The organism is Winogradskyella sp. SM1960 (genome assembly GCF_020179375.1).
Classification (GTDB): domain Bacteria; phylum Bacteroidota; class Bacteroidia; order Flavobacteriales; family Flavobacteriaceae; genus Winogradskyella; species Winogradskyella marina.
In genome coordinates this window covers 234966-257065 of record NZ_JAICBG010000005.1, presented here as the reverse complement: position 1 = coordinate 257065, position 22100 = coordinate 234966, and the positions used below count along the sequence as shown (strand labels likewise).

Here is a 22100-nt window from a genome sequence, read left to right as displayed (position 1 = left end):
CATTATATTCTACTGTCATTTCGAACGCAGTCGAGAACTTAGAACCTCTAGTTTTAAAGACCTTTAGACAACGCTCAAAGTGACATCCATTTACAAATTGATAAATATGTCAGATCAAAAACGCTTATTCCTAGTCGATGCCTACGCCCTTATTTTCCGTGGGTATTACGCTTTTATAAAAAACCCAAGAATCAATTCTAAAGGAGAGGATACCTCTGCCATAATGGGCTTTATGAACTCCCTTTTAGATGTTATTAAACGTGAACGACCAGATCATTTAGCCGTTTGTTTTGATAAAGGCGGAAGTGCAGACCGTGTGGAACTATTTGAAGCTTACAAAGCCAACAGAGACGAAACGCCGGAAGGTATCAAAACTGCTGTGCCTTATATCTATGAAATCTTAAAAGCCATGCACATTCCAATTATGGTGAAAGAAGGTTTTGAAGCGGATGACGTCATTGGAACTTTAGCTAAAAAGGCCGAAAAAGAAGGCTACAAAACCTTTATGGTGACTCCAGATAAGGATTTTGCACAATTGGTTTCAGAAAACATCTTTATGTACCGACCAGTTTTTGGTGGTGGTTATGAAACTTGGGGCATCCCAGAAGTACAAAAGAAATTTGAAGTTACAGATCCGCTACAAGTTATTGATTATTTAGGCATGATGGGAGATGCTTCTGATAACATTCCTGGCTTACCAGGTGTTGGTGAAAAAACAGCCAAGAAGTTTCTAAAAGCATACGGCAGTATGGAAAATTTGTTTGCCAATACGCACGAGCTAAAAGGCAAGATGAAGGAAAAGGTGGAGGCCAACCAAGAACTCGGTTTACTCTCAAAACAACTAGCTACTATTATGCTAGATGTGCCTGTAGAATTTAATGCCGAAGATTTTGAAATGTCGGAGCCTGATATTCCTAAAGTCACGGAAATTTTTCAAGAATTAGAGTTTAGACGTTTAATTGATAATTTTACAAAGACATTTTCTGCTGAAGCTAAAACAGCACCTAGTGTCACTTCGAGCACTTCGACTTCGCTCAGCACAGGCTCTGTCGAAAAGTCTCAATCAAATTCAACTCCAACTTCAAGTTCGTCAGCAGGAGCAGGTCAGTTCTCACTATTTGGCAGTGCTGGTGCCGATTCAGGAGCTACGGACACAAGTTCAGCATCTGAGAGAAAAACAGCAGCAACCTATTCGCACTTCTACCAAAGTGTTGCTTCAGGCATGGCAACCAAACTGTTTGTCACCAATTTAATGAAGCAAACAGCAGTGTGTTTTGATACGGAAACCACAGGCTTAAACCCCTTAACCGCAGAATTAGTCGGTATTGCTTTTTCATGGGAAGTCGGGAAAGGATTTTACGTCCCATTTCCAGAAGACAAAACCGAAGCACAAGAACTTATTGAAACCTTCAAACCCTTTTTTGAGGACGATAACATCGAAAAAATAGGTCAGAATCTTAAATACGATATTAAAGTATTAGCCAAATACAACATACAGGTAAAAGGCAAACTTTTTGACACCATGTTAGCGCATTATTTAATTAATCCAGACATGCGTCATAATATGGATATTTTGGCCGAAACGTATTTGAATTATACACCGATTTCAATCACAGAACTCATTGGCAAAAAGGGAAAAAACCAATTGTCTATGCGCGATGTGGATTTAGAAAAACTAACCGAATATGCGGTAGAGGATGCCGATATCACCTTACAACTCAAAGAACACTTTCAAAATGAATTAGGCGAAGCCAACACCCAAAAATTATTCGATGAGATTGAAATTCCACTATTGCGTGTGTTAGCCGCTATGGAATTGGAAGGTATAAATCTCGATACCGAATTTTTAAATTCACTTTCAGATGCGCTTAACAACGACATCCTTAATCTCGAGCAAAAAATTTATACTACAGCAGGCGAAGAATTTAACATTGCTTCACCAAAGCAGTTAGGGATCATTTTATTCGAAAAACTAAAACTAGTAGACAAGCCTAAAAAGACCAAAACCGGTCAATATAAAACGGGTGAAGACATCTTATCGTACTTAGCAAAGGACCACGACATTGTTCAACAAGTTTTAGATTACAGAGGACTTGCCAAATTGAAGAGTACTTACGTGGACGCCTTACCGCTACAAGTAGAACCATCTACAGGACGCGTACATACCGATTATATGCAAACCGTTGCAGCTACTGGCCGTTTAAGTAGCAACAATCCGAATTTACAGAATATCCCAATCCGTACCGAACGCGGTCGTCAAGTGCGAAAAGCCTTTGTGCCAAGAAATGAAGACTACACCTTACTAGCAGCCGATTACTCGCAAATAGAATTACGAATCATCGCTGCCTTAAGTGAAGAAGAAACCATGATTGAAGCCTTTAAGAATGGTGAGGATATTCATGCCTCAACGGCTTCAAAAGTATTTGGTGTTCCACTAGAAGAGGTGACCAGAGCACAACGTAGTAATGCTAAAACGGTCAATTTCGGGATTATCTATGGCGTATCAGCCTTTGGGTTAAGCAACCAAACGGATTTATCGCGTGGTGAAGCCAAAGAACTCATTGACACCTATTACGAAACCTATCCAAAATTAAAAGCCTACATGAGTAAGCAAGTCGATTTTGCAAGAGATCATGGGTATGTCTCTACCGTTTTGGGTCGTCGTCGTTATTTAAAAGATATCAATTCTAGAAATGCCGTAGTCCGTGGCGCAGCAGAACGCAATGCCGTAAACGCACCAATTCAAGGAAGCGCAGCTGATATTATTAAAATCGCCATGATTAGCATCTTCAACAAACTAGAAGCAGGCAATTACAAATCTAAAATGCTCTTACAAGTACATGATGAATTGGTCTTTGACATCTACAAACCAGAACTCGAAGAACTCACCACATTAATTAAAACAGAAATGGAAAGTGCTTTTAAACTGGAAGTGCCTTTGGATGTTGAAGTAGATACAGGTTTGAATTGGTTGGAGGCGCATTAATATGAAAACAATTCCTGTTACTTGTGCTATCGTTCAGTTTGACAATAAAGTTTTAGCTGTTCAAAGAAGCGAAACAATGAAACTTCCTTTGAAATGGGAATTTGCGGGAGGAAAAATTGAATCCGGAGAATCTGAAATTGATTGTATTAAGAGGGAAATATTTGAAGAATTAAATATTCAAATTGAAGTCAAAGAAAGATTGACTCCTGTTACTCATCAATATACAGATTTCAAAATTAAATTGATTCCTTTTACTGCTAAATATGTTTCAGGAGAATTGAAGCTAAAAGAACATTCTGACTTTGTTTTAGCAAGAAAAGAAGAATTGATTAATTTAGATTGGGCTGAAGCTGATTTGCCTATTTTAAAAGAGTTTATTGAATTATGAATCAAGGAATATATGAGCAATTAATAACACAACTAGTATCTGAAAAATTAAAAGAACTTGATAAAGATAAATTCTTTCTAAAGAAAAACATAATTGATAAAGAAAAAGCATCTAGCGTTCTTTCCAAGCATTTATCAAAAACACTAAAACAAGCATTTGATATAATTGGAAAAAACAAAGTTGAACAACAAATTCAAATTGCCAATAAAATAATAAAGCTTTTAAAACAAGAAATAGGCAAACAAGAGTTTGATGATGATATAGTAAAAATTGAAGGTGAAATTCTAAAAGCTGTGTTCTCAAAAACAGATGCTCATTTTGCAAATTTAGATTTACATCTAAAAGAAATAACACCTTATACAACTTTAACTCAAAGTGAACTATTTACTGGTGGAAATGGTGGATTATCATTAGAAAGTGAATTAAAGAAAGAAATCCTTTCTTCTGACAAAATTAATTTATTAGTCTCTTTTATAAAGTTTAAAGGAATAATAATTCTTGAAAAAGAATTAAGAGAATTCACAGAACGTGGCGGAAAACTAAAAGTAATTACGACAACTTATATTGGAGCGACGGATTATAAAGCCATACAATTACTTTCAAAACTTCCAAATACCGAAGTTAAAATATCTTACAACACAAGTAACGAAAGGTTACACGCAAAAGCTTATCTATTTTATAGAAACTCAGGTTTTCATACTGCATATATTGGTTCTTCTAACTTTTCAAGGTCGGCTTTAACAGATGGTTTAGAATGGAATTTAAAAGTTACTACTAAAGAAGTAAGCCATATAATTGACAAATTCCAAAAGACATTTGATACCTATTGGAAAAGTGATGATTTCGAATTATTTGATGATTCTATTCATAAAGAGAAGCTACAAGTTGCATTAAAGCAAAGTAAATTTAATAAGCCATACGAAAACACAACTGCTTTTTTTGACCTTAAACCTTTTCCATATCAAAATGAAGTTTTAGAAAAACTAGAAGTTGAAAGAACTGTGCACAATAGATATAAAAACCTTATTGTTGCAGCAACAGGAACTGGAAAAACTGTGATTTCGGCTTTCGATTATAAACGTTTCAAACAAAATAATATATCTGCAAAACTTCTTTTTCTTGCTCACAGAAAAGAAATATTACAACAATCGCTTTCTACTTTCCAAGGTGTTCTAAAAAATAATAATATTGGAGAGTTATGGGTTGATGGATTAGTACCTGATAATTTTGAGTATGTTTTCGCTTCTGTTCAAACTGTAAACAATCAGCTTGAGACAGCCAATATTTCTGCCGATTATTATGATTTTATCATAATAGACGAATGTCATCATCAAATCGCAAATAGCTACAGGTCGACAATTAATTATTTTAAACCAAAAATACTTCTTGGACTTACAGCTACGCCTGAAAGAATGGACGGTGGAGATATTCTAGAAGATTTTGACCACAAAATTGCTGCTGAAATTAGACTACCTGAAGCAATGAACAGAAAATTACTTTGTCCTTTTCAATACTTCGGAATTACTGATAGTATAGATTTATCTAACATTAAATGGACCAAAGGACGATATGTTGCAAGTGAACTAACGGATATTTATACTGAAAACGACAGAAGACTTGGAGAAATAATAACTGCCTTAGAAAAATACACAAAAGACATCAATGACGTTAGAGCGTTAGGTTACTGTGTATCTATGGAGCACGCTAGATATATGGCTGAAAAATTTACTTTAGCAGGGTTAAAAGCCAATTATTTAACAAGCAACAATAGCCAAGAAAGAGCAAAGGTTCGACAAGAATTAGAAAAGAAAGAAATCAATTATTTATTTGTCGTTGACATGTTCAATGAAGGAATAGATATACCAGAAATTGACACCGTTTTATTTTTAAGACCTACAGAAAGCTTAACCGTTTTTTTACAACAACTAGGAAGAGGCTTAAGACTACATGAAGACAAAGATTGCCTAACCGTTTTAGATTTTGTTGGAAATTCTAGACCAGAATATAATTTTGAAAGTAAATTCAGAGCATTAATTGGCAAGACAAACACAACAGTTATAAAAGAAGTAGAAGACAATTTCCCGCATTTACCTTTGGGCTGTTCAATAATTCTGGAAAAAAAGACAAAAGAAACAATTCTTAAAAATATTTCAGCAGCAACGTTATTAAATAAAAAGAAACTAATTCAAAGAATACAACAGTTCAAACACGACACAAATTTACCGTTGACTATCGGTAATTTTAGCACCTTTTATAATATTCCACTACAATCTATATATAAAAGAGGTAGCTGGAAGCGATCGTGTCAACTTGCAGGTAAAATAAAAGAATTTGATTCTAATAATGAAAAAGAAATTGTTTCTGCAATTTCGAAGAAATGGCTTTCAACAAATTCATTAACTTACTTCTCTTTTCTTTTGAAAATCGCAAAACTGAATTTTAACATAAAGATTTCAAATTATAATTCAAATGAAAAAACAATGCTCTTAATGTTGCATTATGATGTATGGCAAAAGGAAGCAGGCTTTGATTCTTTAGAAAAAAGCATACAAGCAATTGGTTCAAATATCGTTTTAGTTGAAGAAATAAAAGAAATTCTTGAGGTGTTAATTGAAAACATAGACTTTAAAGAATTACCTATTGAACTTCGTTATGAACAACCATTGCAATTACATAGTCGATACACTAGAGACCAAATTTTAGCTGCTTTTAAGTTTAGTAGTTTTGAAAAAAAATCATCTAACAGAGAAGGAACAGCTGAAAATAAAGCTTTAAATACCGAAATATTATTCATCAACCTTATTAAATCTGAAGAAAACTTCTCACCAACAACCATGTATGATGATTATGCTGTAAATGAATTATTATTTCATTGGCAAACTCAAAACTCCGCAAGACCAGATTTAGGCAAAGGGTTATCATACGTTAAGCATAAAAAAAATGAGAAACTAATATTACTATTTGTTAGAGAAAAAGCAAAAAATGAATTTGGTAATAGTTTAGGTTATGTTTTTATTGGAGAAGGTAAATTGAAAGACTATTATGGCTCTAAACCAATGAGTATTAATTGGGAGCTAAGTGAACCTATGCCACATTACTTATGGAAAGATGCGGCAAAACTTTCAATTGGGTAAAATTATAACACAATCACCTACTATACAATTAAGGTATTCTTCCTACACCCCTAAAGTCCCCTCAAAGGGACATTTGATAAAAGAAAATAGAATATTCACAGGGTTTACCGTTTGGGTATTGGTAAAATAAATTTAATTTTTCACACTTTTCTTTGTTGGTTTAGAATGTCCCCTTGAGGGGACCTTAGGGGTGTTCATGACTGTTCAAAAATAATTTCAAAGTTGTTCCTCCTATTTATCACGCAATTCCCCAACCCTCTCCTCAATAACCAACAACACACTAAACATATTCTTTTTAACGTCATCGTTAGAAAACCTCAAAAAAGTAACATCATAAGCCTCTAATTCACTTTGCCGTTTAGCGTCATATTGAAAATTATACTCATGACTATCGCCATCAATTTCAATTACCAATCGTATTTCATGACAATAAAAATCTACAATGTAATTTAACATAGGAACTTGTCTATGAAACTGAACACCATAAGCACGCTGTTTTATATGTTGCCACAGCAAAACTTCTTGTAAGGTGCTACTTTTTCTTAACTGCCTAGCACGTTCCTTTAGGTCTGGGTTGTATGGAATGATTTTGTTTTTCATTTTATTAATTTACCACTTATCTATTTACACCCCTAAAGTCCCCTCAAGGGGACATTTGATAAAGGAAAATAGAATATTCATAGGATATCAGATTGGGTATTGGTAAAATAAATTTAATTTTTTACACTTTTGTTTGTTGGTTTAGAATGTCCCCTTGAGGGGACCTTAGGGGTGTTCATGACTGTTCAAGAATAATTTCAAAGTTGTTCCTCCTATTTATCACGCAATTCCCCGACCTTCTCTCCAACAACCAACAAAACACTAAACCACAGTAATTTAAAAAATTACCAAACAAAAAAAGCCTTGATTATATAATAATCAAGGCTACTAAATAAAGACATTGCTTTATTCTACTTCTTCAAAAGCTTTTCTGTATGTGTTTTACCATCATTGGTAACCACGTTTAACATATAAACTCCAGAAACAAGACGACTAACATCTAGTGCATCAACAGAAGTACTTTCCATTAATTGCTGTCCATTTAAATTATAAACAGACAACTGTGTTATCGCTTCCTTCTGAATGCCATTTATTTGTAATTCATCAGCAACCGGATTTGGATAAATACGCAATGCTGAGGCATCCGCAAAGTCGTCAACACTTAAGGTACCGCTTTCATAACTAAAATTATCGTAATAAGCATCACCACCATAATTGTTATGCAGCATATTAAAACCTAAAATAGCAACAGACGTAAAATTGCTACGTGTGTGCACTAAAACATCATTTAAATAATACTTTAACTCTGCTGCAGTCACTTCAATTTTAATGTTTAACCAGGTGTTTGGAGTCCACTCGGCATCGTCAATATAAAACGCGCCAAAATAAATATTATCAATGGTATAAATCAAACCCCTATTTTCCATAGCGATACCAGCTATTGGAACAAAGTCGTCATTAGCATCAATACCAAATAAGGTCACTTCAAAATCAGCTCCACCAGTTTCTGTAACCATAACATCATAAGAGAATGTAAAATCCTCAAATGATCTTGGAGTGTCAAAGTTTTTTGCAGCACCAAAGATTGGAGCAAATTGAGCACCAAAACTTGGCTCATAAGAATTTTTAAAGGAATAAGTTCCATCAGTTGCTTCCTCATCTGAAACTACCTGATTTTGTATAAAACCGTCTTCACCACCTTCTGTTACTTCCCAACCATTTTGGTTGTTTAGCGTTCCTAAAGTATAAGATTCACTAGTTTCAAAGGAAATTGTTTCCTGACTAAAAACGCCTCCTGTAAGCAATAACATGAGGCCAATTGCGTAATTTTTTATCATATTTTTTTATTGTTTAGAGCCATAAAATTAATATAATCACAACACAAATACGAAACAATTAACACTTGAAAAACACCGAAATCAGTAGTTAATTGAGTTACTGACACCTAACGATAGTTGTGGTTTTTTTATAACGCTATAATTTTAATACTTATCAATGATATCTATTAACACTATCATTACAACGGATAGAAAACCACGATGTCCTATATCTAGCACTACCAAGTAAAGGTTCACCCGTATATACTCCGTGTGTACTCCGCGTGTACTCCGCGTGTACTCCGAATCAACCGCGAATATGTCACAATCTATATTAAAAACTGAAAACATGACCTAAAGTTATCACTTTGTAAGATCCGCAAATAGTTTTAATTCTAATGATTCCTTTTAACAATATATTAGTAGCTTGCTTGGGTAATTTAAGGGTTGTAATACGTCTACAAATAAGCTATAGGCCCAGTATTAAAGATCCAATCCTTTCAAACTCTCTACTCTATTTCTAGCTAAGAAATCATCAATAGTTTCAAAGTGTTCAATCACACGTTTTTCTTTAAACTCAAAGACCTTTTTAGATAATCCTTGAAGAAAATCTCTATCGTGAGAGACTAATATTAAAGTACCATCAAAATTTTGAAGCGCTTCTTTTAATACATCTTTCGACTTTAAATCTAAGTGATTGGTTGGCTCATCGAGAATTAATAAATTAACTGGTTCTAATAAGAGTTTTACCATGGCCAATCTGGTTTTTTCACCTCCAGATAATACACTTACTTTTTTCTCTACATCATCGCCACGGAACATAAAACCACCTAAAATATTTTTTATTTGTGTTCTTACATCGCCTTTAGCCACATCATCTACGGTTTGAAAAACAGTTAAATCTTCATCTAACAAAGCCGCTTGGTTCTGCGCAAAATACCCAACCTTAACATTATGACCCAAAGCGCAAGTGCCTTCCACATCAATTTCGCCTAAAATGGCTTTAATCATAGTAGATTTTCCTTCACCATTTCGACCTACAAAACACACTTTTTCACCTCGTGCAATAGACATGCTAGCCTCTTTAAACACGACATGGTCGTCATAAGATTTTGAAACTTCCTTTACCGTCACAGGATAATCGCCAGAACGTTGTGTTGCCGGAAATCGCAAGCGCAATGCTGAGGTGTCAATCTCATCAATTTCAATGCGTTCTAGCTTTTCGAGCATACGCTCTCTTGACGATACTTGATTGGTTTTAGAATATGTGCCTTTAAAACGCTCAATAAATTGCATGTTATCTGCAATAAATTTCTGTTGTTCTTCATAGGCTTTTATTTGGTGCGCACGTCTATCTTCACGCAGTTGTAAATAATGCGTGTAATTCGCTTTGTAATCGTAGATGCGTCCCATGGTCACTTCAATCGTACGATTTGTTATATTATCGATAAACGCTCTATCGTGTGAAATCACTAAAACAGCTTTGGCTTTATTCACTAAAAAGTCTTCTAACCAAATAACCGATTCAATATCGATATGGTTGGTTGGCTCATCTAATAAAATTAAATCTGGTTTCTGAAGTAAAATTTTTGCCAATTCAATTCGCATACGGTAACCACCAGAAAATTCATTGGTTTGTCTTGTAAAATCTTCTTGTTTGAATCCTAAACCTTTTAAGGCTTTTTCAACTTCAGCATCGTAGTTAACATCTTCTAACGCATAATATTTTTCACCTAAATCTGAGACACGTTCAATGATTTTCATGTAGTCGTCAGATTCGTAATCCGTTCTGGTTTCTAACTGTTTATTCAGCGCATCCATTTCGTCACGCATTTCAAACACATGCGCAAAAGCTTTAGACGCTTCGTCAAAAACAGTGGTATTATCTTCGGTTAACAAATGCTGAGGCAAATAAGCGATAACAGCCTCCTTTGGACATCTCACATTACCACGAGTGGCACTTTGAACACCTGCAATAATTTTCATCATGGTCGATTTTCCTGCTCCATTTTTGCCCATTAAGGCAATTTTATCATTTTCGTTAATGGTAAAAGACACATCACTGAAAAGGGTTTGACCACTAAATTCTACGGCTAAATTATCGACTGAAATCATATTCTAAATTTTAAAAATGCAAAACTACTAAATGGTCAGGCATTATTATTCATATGCAGATAAAAATAATATGTGTTCGTATTTCAGTTAATTGTGATATTATTTCAGCTAAGTCATGAGTATAAATCCTTTTATCTTTATATCAATTCAAAAATCACCTTATAATTATGATTATCACTAAAGTTTTAGGATTAACTAGTGCATTAACGAAAAGTAAAAAAGCCAAAATCGCCATCTTAGGCATCGAAATGGCTGTCTTAGGTTATGCCTTGTATCAACAAAAACAAGAAAACAAAAATAAACGGCTCAAATCATAGAGGTAATAGATTTTGAAGTAATTTTGTAGTCGTATCATACGATTATGAGTATCATTTCAAAAGACATATCAAAAGCCATTCAACTTTTAACAGCTGAAGACATTGTTGCTATCCCAACCGAAACGGTTTATGGATTGGCAGGAAACATCTACAGTGAAAAGGCGATAACATCTATTTTTGAAACTAAGAAACGTCCATTTTTTAATCCTTTAATAGTTCATATTTCGTCTATCGATGAACTTTCAACTATTGTAGATCATATTCCTGTAAAAGCACAATTATTAGCTGAAGCCTTTTGGCCAGGTCCTATAACCTTAGTGTTAAAAAAGAAAGCGATAATTCCAGATTTAATAACCGGAGGAAAAGACACGGTTGCTGTTCGTGTTCCAAATCATCCCACTACATTAGAATTATTAAGACGACTAGAGTTTCCTTTAGCAGCTCCAAGTGCAAATCCATTTAGCAGTATTAGTCCAACCACAGCACAACATGTAGACACCTATTTTAAAGACACTATTAAAATGGTTTTAGATGGTGGAGCCTGTACAAGTGGTATAGAATCTACTATAATAGGTTTTGAAAATGACGAGCCTATAATTTACAGATTAGGCTCAACAGCTATTGAAGCTATTGAAACGGTTGTCGGACACGTTGACATTAAAAATTCAGTAAAAAGTGAGACTGCAGACATTCCGGATGCTCCAGGTATGTTAGCACGGCATTATGCTCCAAAGACAAAAACGGTTCTAACAGATAACGTTTTAGAAACCATTAAACGCTATCCCAATAAACGCATTGGAGTCTTAGTGTTTACATCTAAAATTGAAAGTACTTCTATAAAGACACAAATCGTTTTATCTAAGTTAGGAAGCTTAGAAGAAGCGGCGTCAAAATTATATAATGCATTACATCAATTAGACACAGAACATTTAGATCTAATTATAGCAGAAGAATTTCCAGATTTTGGCTTAGGAAAATCAATAAATGACAGACTCACTAGAGCTACAAAAAACTAACCTACAGTCTCTTTTTTTAAACCTGCTGATTTTCAGTATAAAAATATTACCAACAAGGTTTGGTAAATCAATAGTTTATCGTAAATTTGCAAACTCTTTTTTGAAGAGGAATGTTTAATCTATTGTGTTATTTAAGACACAATTATAAATCAAATTAGTGTGGATACATTAAGCTACAAAACAGTTTCAGCTAACAAAGCTACCGTTAATAAGGAGTGGATTTTAGTTGATGCTGAAGGACAAACTTTAGGTCGCTTAGCTTCAAGAGTAGCAATACTTTTAAGAGGTAAGCACAAACCTAATTTTACGCCACACGTTGATTGCGGTGATAACGTTGTTGTTATCAATGCGGAAAAAATCAACTTAACTGGAAACAAATGGACGGAAAAAAGTTACATCCGTCACACAGGTTATCCAGGTGGACAAAAAAGTCTGACAGCTACTGAATTGTTTGAGAAAGACCCAAGCAGATTAGTAGAGAAGTCAGTAAAAGGAATGTTGCCTAAAAACAAATTAGGAGCAACCCTTTTTAGAAATCTAACTGTTGTTAATGGAACAGAGCATGCACATGCAGCTCAAAAACCAAAAGCAATGAAATTAAACGAAATTAACTAATGGAAGTAATTCACAAAATTGGCCGTAGAAAGACGGCTGTTGCTCGTGTGTACGTTGCCGAAGGAAAAGGTAAAATCACGGTGAACAAAAAAGACATGGCGGATTATTTTAGTACAGCAACATTGCAGTACAAAGTAAACCAACCTTTAGCCTTGACTAACAATGATGGCAACTTTGATATTACTGTTAACGTATATGGAGGTGGTATCACCGGCCAGGCAGAAGCAATACGTTTAGGATTAAGTCGTGCAATGTGCGAACTAGATCCTGAAAACAGACTAGTATTAAAGCCAGAAGGTCTATTAACGAGAGACCCAAGAATGGTAGAGCGTAAGAAATTCGGTCAGAAGAAAGCGCGTAAGAAATTCCAATTCTCGAAACGTTAATATCCAACAATTTTTTATTCAGAATCTGCTTCGGCAGGTTCTGGATTATTATTTTTTATTAGTGAAACTCAAGTTTTTAAAATTGCATAGCAATAATTTAAAAATTTCTTAGTTGAACTAATTCCGATTTAAAATCGGAATCTCATTATTGAGAACTACCAAATTTTATTTGGTAAAAAATTAAAATTAAAGGTCCTGAAACGAGTTCAGGATTACAGTTTAGCATCTAAATGAAGCCAACAGTCAATAGCAAAGCGCTAAAAGCCAAATGGAACATTGCTAATTTAACAGAACGTAAACTATTACAACATGGAAAAAGTAGAAGTAAAAGAATTACTTGAAGCAGGTGTACACTTCGGTCACCTTACACGTAAGTGGAACCCAAACATGGCTCCTTACATTTATATGGAACGTAACGGTATCCATATTATCAACCTTTACAAAACAGCAGCAAAAATTGAAGAAACTTCTGAAGCTTTAGCTAAAATAGCAGCATCAGGAAAGAAAATCTTATTCGTTGCAACAAAAAAACAAGCTAAAGACATCGTTGCTGAGAAAGCAGGCGCTGTAAACCAACCTTATATTACAGAGCGTTGGCCAGGTGGAATGTTAACTAACTTTGTAACTATCAGAAAAGCGGTTAAGAAAATGGCTGCAATTGATAGAATGAAGAAAGATGGTACATTCAACTCTTTATCTAAAAAAGAACGTTTACAAGTGAATCGTTTACGTGCAAAATTAGAAAAGAATTTAGGTTCTATTTCTGATATGACACGTTTACCAGGTGCTATATTTGTTGTAGATATTATGCGCGAGCATATTGCCATCAAAGAAGCTCAAAAATTAAATATCCCAATCTTTGCGATGGTAGATACAAACTCTGACCCACGTGAAGTAGATTATTTAATTCCTTCTAATGATGATGCTTCTAAATCTATAGACAAAATCTTATCTATCGTAACTTCTGCTATTGCAGATGGTTTAAACGAAAGAAAAGCTGAACGTGCTGAAAAAGACGCAAAATCTCAAAAAGGAGAGGCTAAAAAGGACGCAAAAAAAGAAGAGAAAACTGAAGCAAAAGCAAAGCCAGCTAAAAAAGCTGAAGAAGCTCCAGTAGCATCTCAAGAAGAAGAATAAAATAACATTTATACAATATTAAAAGTCATTTGGTTCTTTTCATTTTGAAAATTAATTAAATGACTTTTTAAATTCAAAAAACTATGGAAAACACTGTTAAAGTTACAGCAGCAGAAGTAAACAAGCTTAGAAAAGCAACTGGTGCTGGTATGATGGATTGTAAAAAAGCATTAGTTGAAGCTGGTGGTGATTTTGATAAAGCTATTGAAGTTTTACGTAAAAAAGGTCAAAAAGTTGCAGAAAAAAGAGCTGACAGAGAGTCTTCTGAAGGTGCTGCAATCGCAAAAATTAATGCAGATAACACTGCTGGTGTTGCTATTGTATTAGGATGTGAAACAGATTTCGTTGGTAAAAACGAAAACTTCGTAGCATTAGCTAATGAATTAGCTGAAATAGCATTAAACCATGACACTAAAGAAGCATTTTTAGAAGCTGACTTTGGTGGTATGACTGTTTCTGAAAAATTAATTGAGCAAACTGGAGTTATTGGTGAAAAATTAGACATCACTGCTTTTGAAAAATTAAATGCACCTTACGTAGGTCAGTACGTTCATATTAATAAAATTGCTGCTTTAGTAGGTTTATCTGCTAAAGTTGATAACGTTGAAACCTTAGTTAAAGATGTAGCAATGCAAGTGGCTTCTATGGGAGCAACATCATTATCTTATAAAGATTTTGATCCTGCATTTATTGCATCAGAAACTGAAGCTCGTATCGCAGTAATTGAAAAAGATAATATTGAATTAGGACGTTTAGGTAAAACCTTAAAAAATGTTCCTAGTTATATCTCTATGGCTCAATTAACTCCTGAAGTTATTGCTGAAGCTGAAGAAGCTGCAAAAGCAGAATTAAAAGCTGAAGGTAAGCCAGAGAAAATTTGGGATAGAATTTTACCTGGTAAAATGGAGCGTTTTATTTCTGATAACACAACTTTAGATCAAGAACAATGTTTATTAGATCAGAAGTTTATTAAAGACGAAAAGCAAACTGTTGCTGATTACGTTGCTTCTTATGGAGATGTTACTGTTACTGGTTTCAAACGCGCTACAGTAGGATAATCAATTTGCTAAGTTCAACTTCACTAAAATGTTTAGTGAACACGGATCAATGCAAACAACGATATAACTTTAAAAGTCATTATTCATCATTTGAATAATGACTTTTTTTTTAGCAATTTTTTCACTTTTACAGAAGCTAATAATTACGTAGCTTTGCTCTGCATTAAATCATTCAATGAAATCAACCAAGTTAATTTAGTTATATTAAGACTTGGTAACTAACATTACACCATCAAACAGCAATAGAAACTAACTAATGAAATACAAAAGAGTACTACTAAAACTATCTGGAGAAGCCTTAATGGGAAACCGTCAATATGGTATAGATCCAGAGCGACTTACAGAATACGCTAAGGAAATTAAAGAACTTACAGAATTAGGTGTCCAAGTTGCTATAGTCATTGGTGGTGGTAACATTTTTAGAGGAGTTGCAGGTGCTATGAATGGTATGGATCGTGTACAAGGCGACCATATGGGAATGTTAGCAACAGTAATAAATGGTTTAGCCTTACAAAACGCATTAGAAGATACAGGTATTAAAACCCGTTTACAAACAGCGATTAAAATTAACGAAGTTGCAGAACCGTTTATTAGACGAAAAGCAATGAGTCATTTGAATAAAGGTCGTGTTGTTATTTTTGGTGGTGGGACAGGAAACCCATATTTTACAACAGACTCTGCAGCTGTGTTACGGGCAATAGAAATTGAAGCAGATGTCATTTTAAAAGGCACACGTGTCGATGGGATTTATTCTGCCGATCCGGAAAAAGATAGTTCAGCCGTTAAATTTAATCAGATTTCTTTTAAAGATGTTTTACTTAAAGGTCTAAAAGTTATGGATACAACCGCTTTTACTTTAAGTCAAGAAAATGAATTGCCAATTATTGTTTTTGATATGAATAAAAAAGGAAACTTATTAAAAGTAGTTTCTGGAGAAAATATAGGAACAGAAGTCAATATTTAAATCTTGGCTTAAACTTTGATAACTCTCACTTAAATAGTTAACACAATGAACGAAGACATTAAATTTATAATCGATACTGCAAAAGAATCCATGGATGCTGCTATGACGCATTTAACAAAACAATTAACTAATATTAGAGCAGGTAAAGCTAGTCCTGCGATGTTAGGTAGTGTAATGGTAGATTATTATGGCTCTCAAACACCGTTGAGCCAAGTTGCTAATGTCAATACTCCAGATGGGCGAACGATAACGGTTCAGCCATGGGAAAAAAATATGCTTCAAGAAATTGAACGTGGAATTATGTTGGCTAACCTTGGTTTTAACCCCATGAATAATGGTGACTTTATTATTATAAATGTACCGCCATTAACTGAAGAAAGACGACGCAATCTTGCAAAACAAGCCAAAGTAGAAGCTGAAGATGCTAAAATTAGTGTAAGAAGTGCTCGTAAGGATGCCAATCACGACATTAAAGATTCTGATGTTTCTGAAGATTTACAAAAGAATGCCGAGTTAGATATCCAAAAACTAACCGATGCTTATGTAAAGAAGATTGATGAAACCCTAGACATTAAGGAAAAAGAAATAATGACAGTGTAGTCCCAACACTTAAAAAAATATAAGACTGTCTAAAAAGTAATCTATAATGTCATATTGAGCATGACAAAATTATTTTATTTAACTTTTTAGACAGTCTCTTTTTATAATAACACAATTTAAACATCCTAAATGCGAAAGCACCTGTTTGTCGTTTTAATTATAACGCTTGCATCTTACAGCAATGCACAGCAACCACACGTAAACAAAACAGATTCTACAAAAACAGTACAGGACTCTATTAAGAGAGCAGCGTTTATTAAAAACATTGGCAATGGATACCTACCCTTTAATTACTTTAATTTAGATTTAAAATACCTTGTTAAATTTAATCAATACGAAGGTTTTAGAAGTGGATTAGGAGGTATTACAAATGATCGATTTTCTGAACGCTACCGCATAGATGGTTATTTGGTGTATGGTTTTAAAGACAAAGCGCTTAAATATAAAATTGGTGGAGGTTTTAGAGTAAATGAAGCTTCAGACACCTGGATTAACCTCACTTATGTAGATGATTTACAAGAAACTGGAAGTTCAAAATTTTTAACCGACAAACGCTTTTTCACCTTTTTTGAACCACGTCTATTAAACATTGATTTATTTCATAGACATATTACAAAATCAATTTCACTACAGCATAAATTCTCTAACCATTTACTTTCTGAAACTCAATTAGCGGTTTCAAAAATAGATCCGACCTATAGTTATAACTTTCTAATAAACAATAACTCTTTCAGTAGTTACGACCTTAGTACTTCTAAAGTTAGTTTACAATGGAGTCCCTTTAGTTCGTTCGCTGAGACAAATGGTAAACTCATAGAAACTAAAGATGGTTATCCTAAATTTACACTTCAATATACGAAGGCCTATAAATCTGTATTTGGAAGTGACTTTAATTTTTCAAAAATCAATTTTAGAACTATACAACAATTCGAACACAAGAATTCTTCCATAACCAGACTTGCTCTCGTAGCAGGAATTGCAGGAGGAAACACACCTATTACACATTTGTATCACGCTTACCCAAATAACATTCGGAAAGAAACCATTTTACAACGTTTTTCAGTAGCCGGATTAAACAGTTTCGAAACCATGTATTTTAATGAGTTTTTTAGCGATAAATTTTCAACGCTACAAGTAAAGCATACCTTCAAACCCTTTAATATTTCCAACCGATTTAAACCGCAACTGGTACTCATATCACGTTATGCGATTGGTGATATGAATAACATTGACAGACATCAAGGTATTCAGTTTAATACTCTTGATAAACTCTATTCAGAATCTGGCTTTGAAATCAACAAGTTAATCTTCGGTTTTGGGCTTAGTTTTGCGTATAGATATGGCGGTTATCACTTACCTAATTTTGAAGATAACTTGGCCTTTAAGTTTACCTTTAATATTTCACTATAAGGTAAATTATATTACTGTTAATTAACCAACAATTCCTTAGGTTTTTTCTACCTTTACCGCTTATTTTTGGCACTCAACGCGGTTAATGCTCAAGAGGTCATAAATTCAAAACTAAAGAACGATTTCAATTAATACCTTATGAGCTTACTCTGAGGAAGTTACTAAAACATGTTAAAACTTTTTACCACAGGTTTTTGGGATGCTATTGCGAGACTAATTCTACGTAATAAAATTTTTATGCTTATTGCCATTATTTTGGCAACCTTGTTTTTCAGTTCTCAATGGAAACACATGCGTTTTTCGTCTACCGAAGCAAACTTATTACCAGACGATCACGAAGTCAACCTTATTTACAACCAATTTTTAGAAATTTTTGGTGAAGAAGGTAACCTTGTTGTATTGGGTGTAAAGGATTCTACATTGTTTTCAGTTAAACAACTGAATGATTGGAATGCGTTAGCCGATTCATTTAAAGGTTATGACGAAGTTGATGCCGTATTGTCTATAAAAGACCTTCAGAAGTTAGTTAAAAACACTGAAAAAGTAAAATTTGATTTAGAGCCATTCATCACCGATTCTATTACGAGTAGTGCAGAGCTTAGTCAACTACAAAAAGAACTTTTTGAGCAGTACCCTTTTTATGATAACTTTTTATTTAATGCGGAAACTAAAACCATTAGAACCGCTCTCTATTTAAAGAAAGATATTATAAATACACCTGCAAGAAAAGCATTTATTTTAGACCACTTACAAGTAAAAATTGATGACTATGAAGCAAAAACAGGACTCGATGTACGCGTTTCTGGAATGCCTTATATCCGAACGTTAAACTCGCAAAGTATTATAGATGAAATTCCTATTTTTATTGGAGGAGCACTATTTGTAACGTCATTAATTTTCTTCTTCTTCTTTAGATCTTTTAGAGCAACTTTTATTTCACTTATTGTAGTGTGTATTGGCGTGATGTGGACCTTTGGGATTTTAGGCTTACTCGGTTATGAAATCACTGTGCTTACCGCATTAATTCCACCCCTCATAATTGTCATCGGAATACCGAATTGTATTTTCTTAATCAATAAGTTTCAGCACGAAGTAAAATCGCATGGAAACAAAGTAAAATCCTTACAACGTGTCATTACCAAAGTGGGTAATGCAACTTTAATGACCAATGTAACAACAGCATCTGGTTTTGCCACATTTATGCTCACAGAAAGCACCTTACTTAAAGAATTTGGTATTGTAGCATCCTTGAGTATTCTGGCAATTTTTATATTGTGTTTACTCATTATTCCTATAATGTACACGTTTTTACCTTATCCTAAAAAACGCCACCTCGAACATTTAAACAAACAATGGATTGGTGCTTTTGTAGGTTGGATGGAATCCATGGTGAAGAACAAAAAAATCACCATTTATATTACAACACTCATCTTGCTTATAGCAAGTATTATTGGTATTCATCAGATTAAAATTTCTGGAAGTCTCATTGAAGATATGCCTCAAGACACAGAGTTTTTTAAAGATATTCGGTTTTTTGAATCTGAATTTAATGGTATTATGCCATTAGAAATTATGATAGATACCAAACGTAAAAAAGGAGTTATGAAATTAGCGACTTTAAAACGTATGGATGAGCTTGAAGAATTAATTTACGACATTCCGGAATTATCGCGACCAATTTCAGTAGTCAGTTTGGTAAAATATAGCAAGCAAGCCTATTACAACGGAAACCCGAAATACTACCAACTACCAACAAGTCAAGAAAATAGTTTCATCTTGTCTTATGCTAAAAACTCATCTTCTAATGTAGATATGCTTAGCAATTTTGTGGATAGCACAGGGCAATATGCACGTATCACAACATTTATGAAAGATGTTGGTACTAATAAAATGGAGCGTATTCAAGAAGATCTTCAAGATGAAATAAACAAGCTATTTCCGAAAGAGCGCTATGACGTTATTATTACAGGAAAAGCTTTAGTGTTTCAAAAAGGAACCAAATATCTGGTTAAAAATTTAGCCATTTCATTAACGCTTGCCATTATACTTATTGCGTTATTTATGGCGTATTTGTTCCGTTCATTTAGAATGATAATTGTATCGTTAATTCCAAATCTATTACCACTTTTAGTAACCGCTGGTATAATGGGTTATGTTGGTGTACCAATAAAGCCTTCAACCATTTTGGTATTTAGTATTGCCTTTGGTATTTCTGTAGACGATACCATTCACTTTTTAGCAAAATACAGACAAGAGCTACAAGCCAACAACTGGAAAATAAGAAAATCCGTCTATGGTGCACTTAGAGAAACTGGAGTGAGTATGATTTATACCTCTATTGTATTATTCTTCGGATTCTCGGTATTTACCATTTCAAGTTTCGGTGGTACAGTAGCGTTAGGAGCTTTGGTTTCTATAACCTTACTATTTGCAATGCTATCTAACTTGCTATTATTACCTTCACTATTATTATCTTTAGAACGAAATATTGCTAATAAAGAAGTGTTAAGAGAACCTTCGATTAATATTATTGCATCAGAGGATACTGATGACGACCATAAAGAACAAAAAGATTAAAAACATATTTTAGCATTCAAAAATTATTTATAAAATGAATTCAAAAACTGTAGCACAATTATTATCACAAGATGTCACCTTACAAGATGTTTCAATTAAAGGTTGGGTAAGAACGTTTAGAGCTAACCGATTTATCGCTTTAAATGACGGTTCTACCATTAATAATATTCAATGTGTTGTCGATTTTGAAAATTTTGACGAAGCACTTTTAAAGCGTGTCACCACAGGAGCTTCACTACATGTTACTGGAGAATTGGTTGAAAGCCAAGGCAAGGGGCAATCTGTAGAAATAGTTGTAAAAACTTTAGAGGTTTTAGGGGATTCTGATCCTGAAACCTACCCTATTCAACCTAAAAAGCACTCATTTGAATTCTTGAGAGAAAACGCACATTTACGCACCAGAACAAATACGTTTAGCGCTGTAATGCGTTTACGCTCGTCTTTATCTTTTGCGGTTCATAAATATTTTAATGAGAACGGTTTCAACTACATGCACACACCTATTATAACAGGTAGTGATGCAGAAGGAGCTGGTGAGATGTTTAAAGTTTCAAATTTAGATGCAAAAAAACCACCATTAAATGAAGATGGATCTGTAAATTATAAAGAAGACTTCTTCGGGAAGGAAACTAATTTAACCGTTTCTGGGCAACTCGAAGCTGAAACTTACGCCATGTCTTTAGGGAAAGTGTATACTTTTGGACCAACTTTTAGGGCCGAAAACTCTAATACAACACGTCACCTTGCAGAGTTCTGGATGATTGAACCAGAAGTTGCATTCATGGATTTGGCAGGTAATATGGATTTGGCTGAAGATTTTATGAAATCTGTTCTAGGCTATGTCTTAGAACATAATAAAGAGGATTTAGAATTTTTAGACAAACGCTTACAAGACGCCGAAAAGAAATTACCGCAAGCAGAGCGAAGCCCTATGAATTTAATTGAAAAAATTAAGTTCGTAGTCGATAATAACTTTAAGCGTGTTAGCTATACTGAAGCTATTGATATTCTAAAAAATTCTAAGCCTAACAAAAAGAAAAAATTCAATTATATTATTACAGAATGGGGTGCAGACCTACAGTCTGAACACGAACGTTTCTTAGTAGAAAAGCACTTTAAATGTCCTGTAATTTTATTCGATTATCCTGCAGACATTAAAGCGTTTTACATGCGTTTAAATGACGATGGTAAAACCGTAAGAGCCATGGATATTTTGTTCCCAGGCATTGGTGAAATGGTTGGAGGATCGCAACGTGAAGAACGTTTAGAGGTTTTAAAAGAAAAGATGAAAGCCTTAGATATACCTGAAGAAGAATTATGGTGGTATTTAGACCTACGTAAATACGGAACCGCTGTACACTCTGGTTTTGGATTAGGCTTTGAGCGATTAGTTATGTTTGCTACAGGTATGGGAAATATTAGAGATGTAATTCCTTATCCTAGAACACCTCAGAATGCAGAGTTTTAAAATAAATGTTTGGCTGAGCGCAGTCTAAGTCCTTAAAAACTCATTTAATTGACACTTCGGTTACGCTCAGTGT

At 34.1% G+C, this 22100-nt stretch carries 17 protein-coding genes; 14 read left to right on the top strand and 3 right to left on the bottom strand.

Features of this window, described 5'->3' with window-relative positions:
* Positions 1-106 precede the first annotated feature (106 nt).
* Genes polA through K1X16_RS13485 form a run of 3 tightly spaced genes read left to right on the top strand, consistent with a single transcriptional unit; the run spans position 107 to position 6508 of the window.
* On the top strand, positions 107-2986 hold the full coding sequence (gene polA / locus K1X16_RS13495) for a DNA polymerase I (protein ID WP_225036776.1): 2880 nt from the start codon (positions 107-109) through the stop codon (positions 2984-2986).
* A 1-nt stretch (position 2987) separates the two neighbouring features.
* Positions 2988-3374 (top strand): (deoxy)nucleoside triphosphate pyrophosphohydrolase, encoded by a 387-nt coding sequence (locus K1X16_RS13490; protein ID WP_225036775.1) that lies wholly within the window; start codon positions 2988-2990, stop codon positions 3372-3374.
* The gene (locus K1X16_RS13485) at positions 3371-6508 is read left to right on the top strand and encodes a DUF3427 domain-containing protein (RefSeq protein WP_225036774.1); all 3138 of its coding nucleotides are present in this window, start codon (positions 3371-3373) and stop codon (positions 6506-6508) included. Before K1X16_RS13490 ends, K1X16_RS13485 begins: the two co-directional genes overlap by 4 nt.
* Before the next feature lie 231 nt (positions 6509-6739).
* On the opposite strand, the gene K1X16_RS13480 is transcribed toward K1X16_RS13485, so the two are convergent.
* The 3 genes from K1X16_RS13480 to K1X16_RS13470 form a co-directional block, all read right to left on the bottom strand.
* The gene (locus tag K1X16_RS13480) at positions 6740-7108 is read right to left on the bottom strand and encodes an endonuclease domain-containing protein (protein ID WP_225036773.1); all 369 of its coding nucleotides are present in this window, start codon (positions 7106-7108) and stop codon (positions 6740-6742) included.
* Positions 7109-7458: 350 nt separating this feature from the next.
* Positions 7459-8385 (bottom strand): T9SS type A sorting domain-containing protein, encoded by a 927-nt coding sequence (locus tag K1X16_RS13475; protein ID WP_225036772.1) that lies wholly within the window; start codon positions 8383-8385, stop codon positions 7459-7461.
* A gap of 462 nt (positions 8386-8847) precedes the next feature.
* A complete protein-coding gene (locus K1X16_RS13470; RefSeq protein ID WP_225036771.1) occupies positions 8848-10479 on the bottom strand; it encodes an ABC-F family ATP-binding cassette domain-containing protein in 1632 nt (543 codons plus the stop codon).
* A 167-nt stretch (positions 10480-10646) separates the two neighbouring features.
* On the opposite strand from K1X16_RS13470, the gene K1X16_RS13465 reads away from it, so the two are divergent.
* From K1X16_RS13465 to asnS, 11 genes are all read left to right on the top strand, one after another.
* Positions 10647-10796 carry a hypothetical protein gene (locus K1X16_RS13465; RefSeq protein ID WP_225036770.1) on the top strand — a complete coding sequence of 50 codons (150 nt, stop codon included), beginning with the start codon at positions 10647-10649 and terminating at the stop codon, positions 10794-10796.
* A 44-nt stretch (positions 10797-10840) separates the two neighbouring features.
* Positions 10841-11812 (top strand): L-threonylcarbamoyladenylate synthase, encoded by a 972-nt coding sequence (locus tag K1X16_RS13460; protein WP_225036769.1) that lies wholly within the window; start codon positions 10841-10843, stop codon positions 11810-11812.
* Positions 11813-11971: 159 nt separating this feature from the next.
* Positions 11972-12427 (top strand): 50S ribosomal protein L13, encoded by a 456-nt coding sequence (gene rplM / locus K1X16_RS13455; protein ID WP_225036768.1) that lies wholly within the window; start codon positions 11972-11974, stop codon positions 12425-12427.
* Entirely contained in the window at positions 12427-12813 is a 387-nt protein-coding gene (gene rpsI / locus K1X16_RS13450) for a 30S ribosomal protein S9 (RefSeq protein WP_195871170.1), read from the top strand. The genes rplM and rpsI overlap by 1 nt, the downstream gene beginning before the upstream one ends.
* Before the next feature lie 309 nt (positions 12814-13122).
* A complete protein-coding gene (gene rpsB, locus K1X16_RS13445) occupies positions 13123-13950 on the top strand; it encodes a 30S ribosomal protein S2 (protein WP_225036767.1) in 828 nt (275 codons plus the stop codon).
* A gap of 83 nt (positions 13951-14033) precedes the next feature.
* Positions 14034-15008, top strand: coding sequence for a translation elongation factor Ts (gene tsf, locus K1X16_RS13440; RefSeq protein ID WP_195871168.1), 975 nt, complete (start codon positions 14034-14036; stop codon positions 15006-15008).
* Between the two features lie 256 nt (positions 15009-15264).
* Entirely contained in the window at positions 15265-15972 is a 708-nt protein-coding gene (gene pyrH / locus K1X16_RS13435; protein WP_195871167.1) for a UMP kinase, read from the top strand.
* A 45-nt stretch (positions 15973-16017) separates the two neighbouring features.
* A complete protein-coding gene (gene frr / locus K1X16_RS13430; protein ID WP_195871166.1) occupies positions 16018-16572 on the top strand; it encodes a ribosome recycling factor in 555 nt (184 codons plus the stop codon).
* Between the two features lie 129 nt (positions 16573-16701).
* Positions 16702-17982: a DUF5686 family protein gene (locus K1X16_RS13425; protein WP_225036766.1), complete on the top strand. Its 1281-nt coding sequence runs from the start codon at positions 16702-16704 to the stop codon at positions 17980-17982.
* A 168-nt stretch (positions 17983-18150) separates the two neighbouring features.
* Positions 18151-20559, top strand: coding sequence for an efflux RND transporter permease subunit (locus K1X16_RS13420; RefSeq protein WP_195871164.1), 2409 nt, complete (start codon positions 18151-18153; stop codon positions 20557-20559).
* Positions 20560-20593: 34 nt separating this feature from the next.
* Entirely contained in the window at positions 20594-22027 is a 1434-nt protein-coding gene (gene asnS / locus K1X16_RS13415) for an asparagine--tRNA ligase (RefSeq protein WP_225036765.1), read from the top strand.
* The last annotated feature ends 73 nt before the right edge of the window (positions 22028-22100 follow it).

Bases quoted from the DNA above. Each gene is read 5' to 3' on its own strand.
- rpsB (WP_225036767.1), top strand. From the start codon at position 13,123: ATGGAAAAAGTAGAAGTAAAAGAATTACTTGAAGCAGGTGTACACTTC.
- K1X16_RS13420 (WP_195871164.1), top strand. From the start codon at position 18,151: ATGTTAAAACTTTTTACCACAGGTTTTTGGGATGCTATTGCGAGACTA.
- asnS (WP_225036765.1), top strand. From the start codon at position 20,594: ATGAATTCAAAAACTGTAGCACAATTATTATCACAAGATGTCACCTTA.
- K1X16_RS13425 (WP_225036766.1), top strand. From the start codon at position 16,702: ATGCGAAAGCACCTGTTTGTCGTTTTAATTATAACGCTTGCATCTTAC.
- polA (WP_225036776.1), top strand. From the start codon at position 107: ATGTCAGATCAAAAACGCTTATTCCTAGTCGATGCCTACGCCCTTATT.
- rpsI (WP_195871170.1), top strand. From the start codon at position 12,427: ATGGAAGTAATTCACAAAATTGGCCGTAGAAAGACGGCTGTTGCTCGT.
- K1X16_RS13480 (WP_225036773.1), bottom strand. From the start codon at position 7,108: ATGAAAAACAAAATCATTCCATACAACCCAGACCTAAAGGAACGTGCT.
- frr (WP_195871166.1), top strand. From the start codon at position 16,018: ATGAACGAAGACATTAAATTTATAATCGATACTGCAAAAGAATCCATG.
- K1X16_RS13460 (WP_225036769.1), top strand. From the start codon at position 10,841: ATGAGTATCATTTCAAAAGACATATCAAAAGCCATTCAACTTTTAACA.
- pyrH (WP_195871167.1), top strand. From the start codon at position 15,265: ATGAAATACAAAAGAGTACTACTAAAACTATCTGGAGAAGCCTTAATG.
- K1X16_RS13485 (WP_225036774.1), top strand. From the start codon at position 3,371: ATGAATCAAGGAATATATGAGCAATTAATAACACAACTAGTATCTGAA.
- tsf (WP_195871168.1), top strand. From the start codon at position 14,034: ATGGAAAACACTGTTAAAGTTACAGCAGCAGAAGTAAACAAGCTTAGA.
- K1X16_RS13465 (WP_225036770.1), top strand. From the start codon at position 10,647: ATGATTATCACTAAAGTTTTAGGATTAACTAGTGCATTAACGAAAAGT.
- K1X16_RS13470 (WP_225036771.1), bottom strand. From the start codon at position 10,479: ATGATTTCAGTCGATAATTTAGCCGTAGAATTTAGTGGTCAAACCCTT.
- K1X16_RS13490 (WP_225036775.1), top strand. From the start codon at position 2,988: ATGAAAACAATTCCTGTTACTTGTGCTATCGTTCAGTTTGACAATAAA.
- K1X16_RS13475 (WP_225036772.1), bottom strand. From the start codon at position 8,385: ATGATAAAAAATTACGCAATTGGCCTCATGTTATTGCTTACAGGAGGC.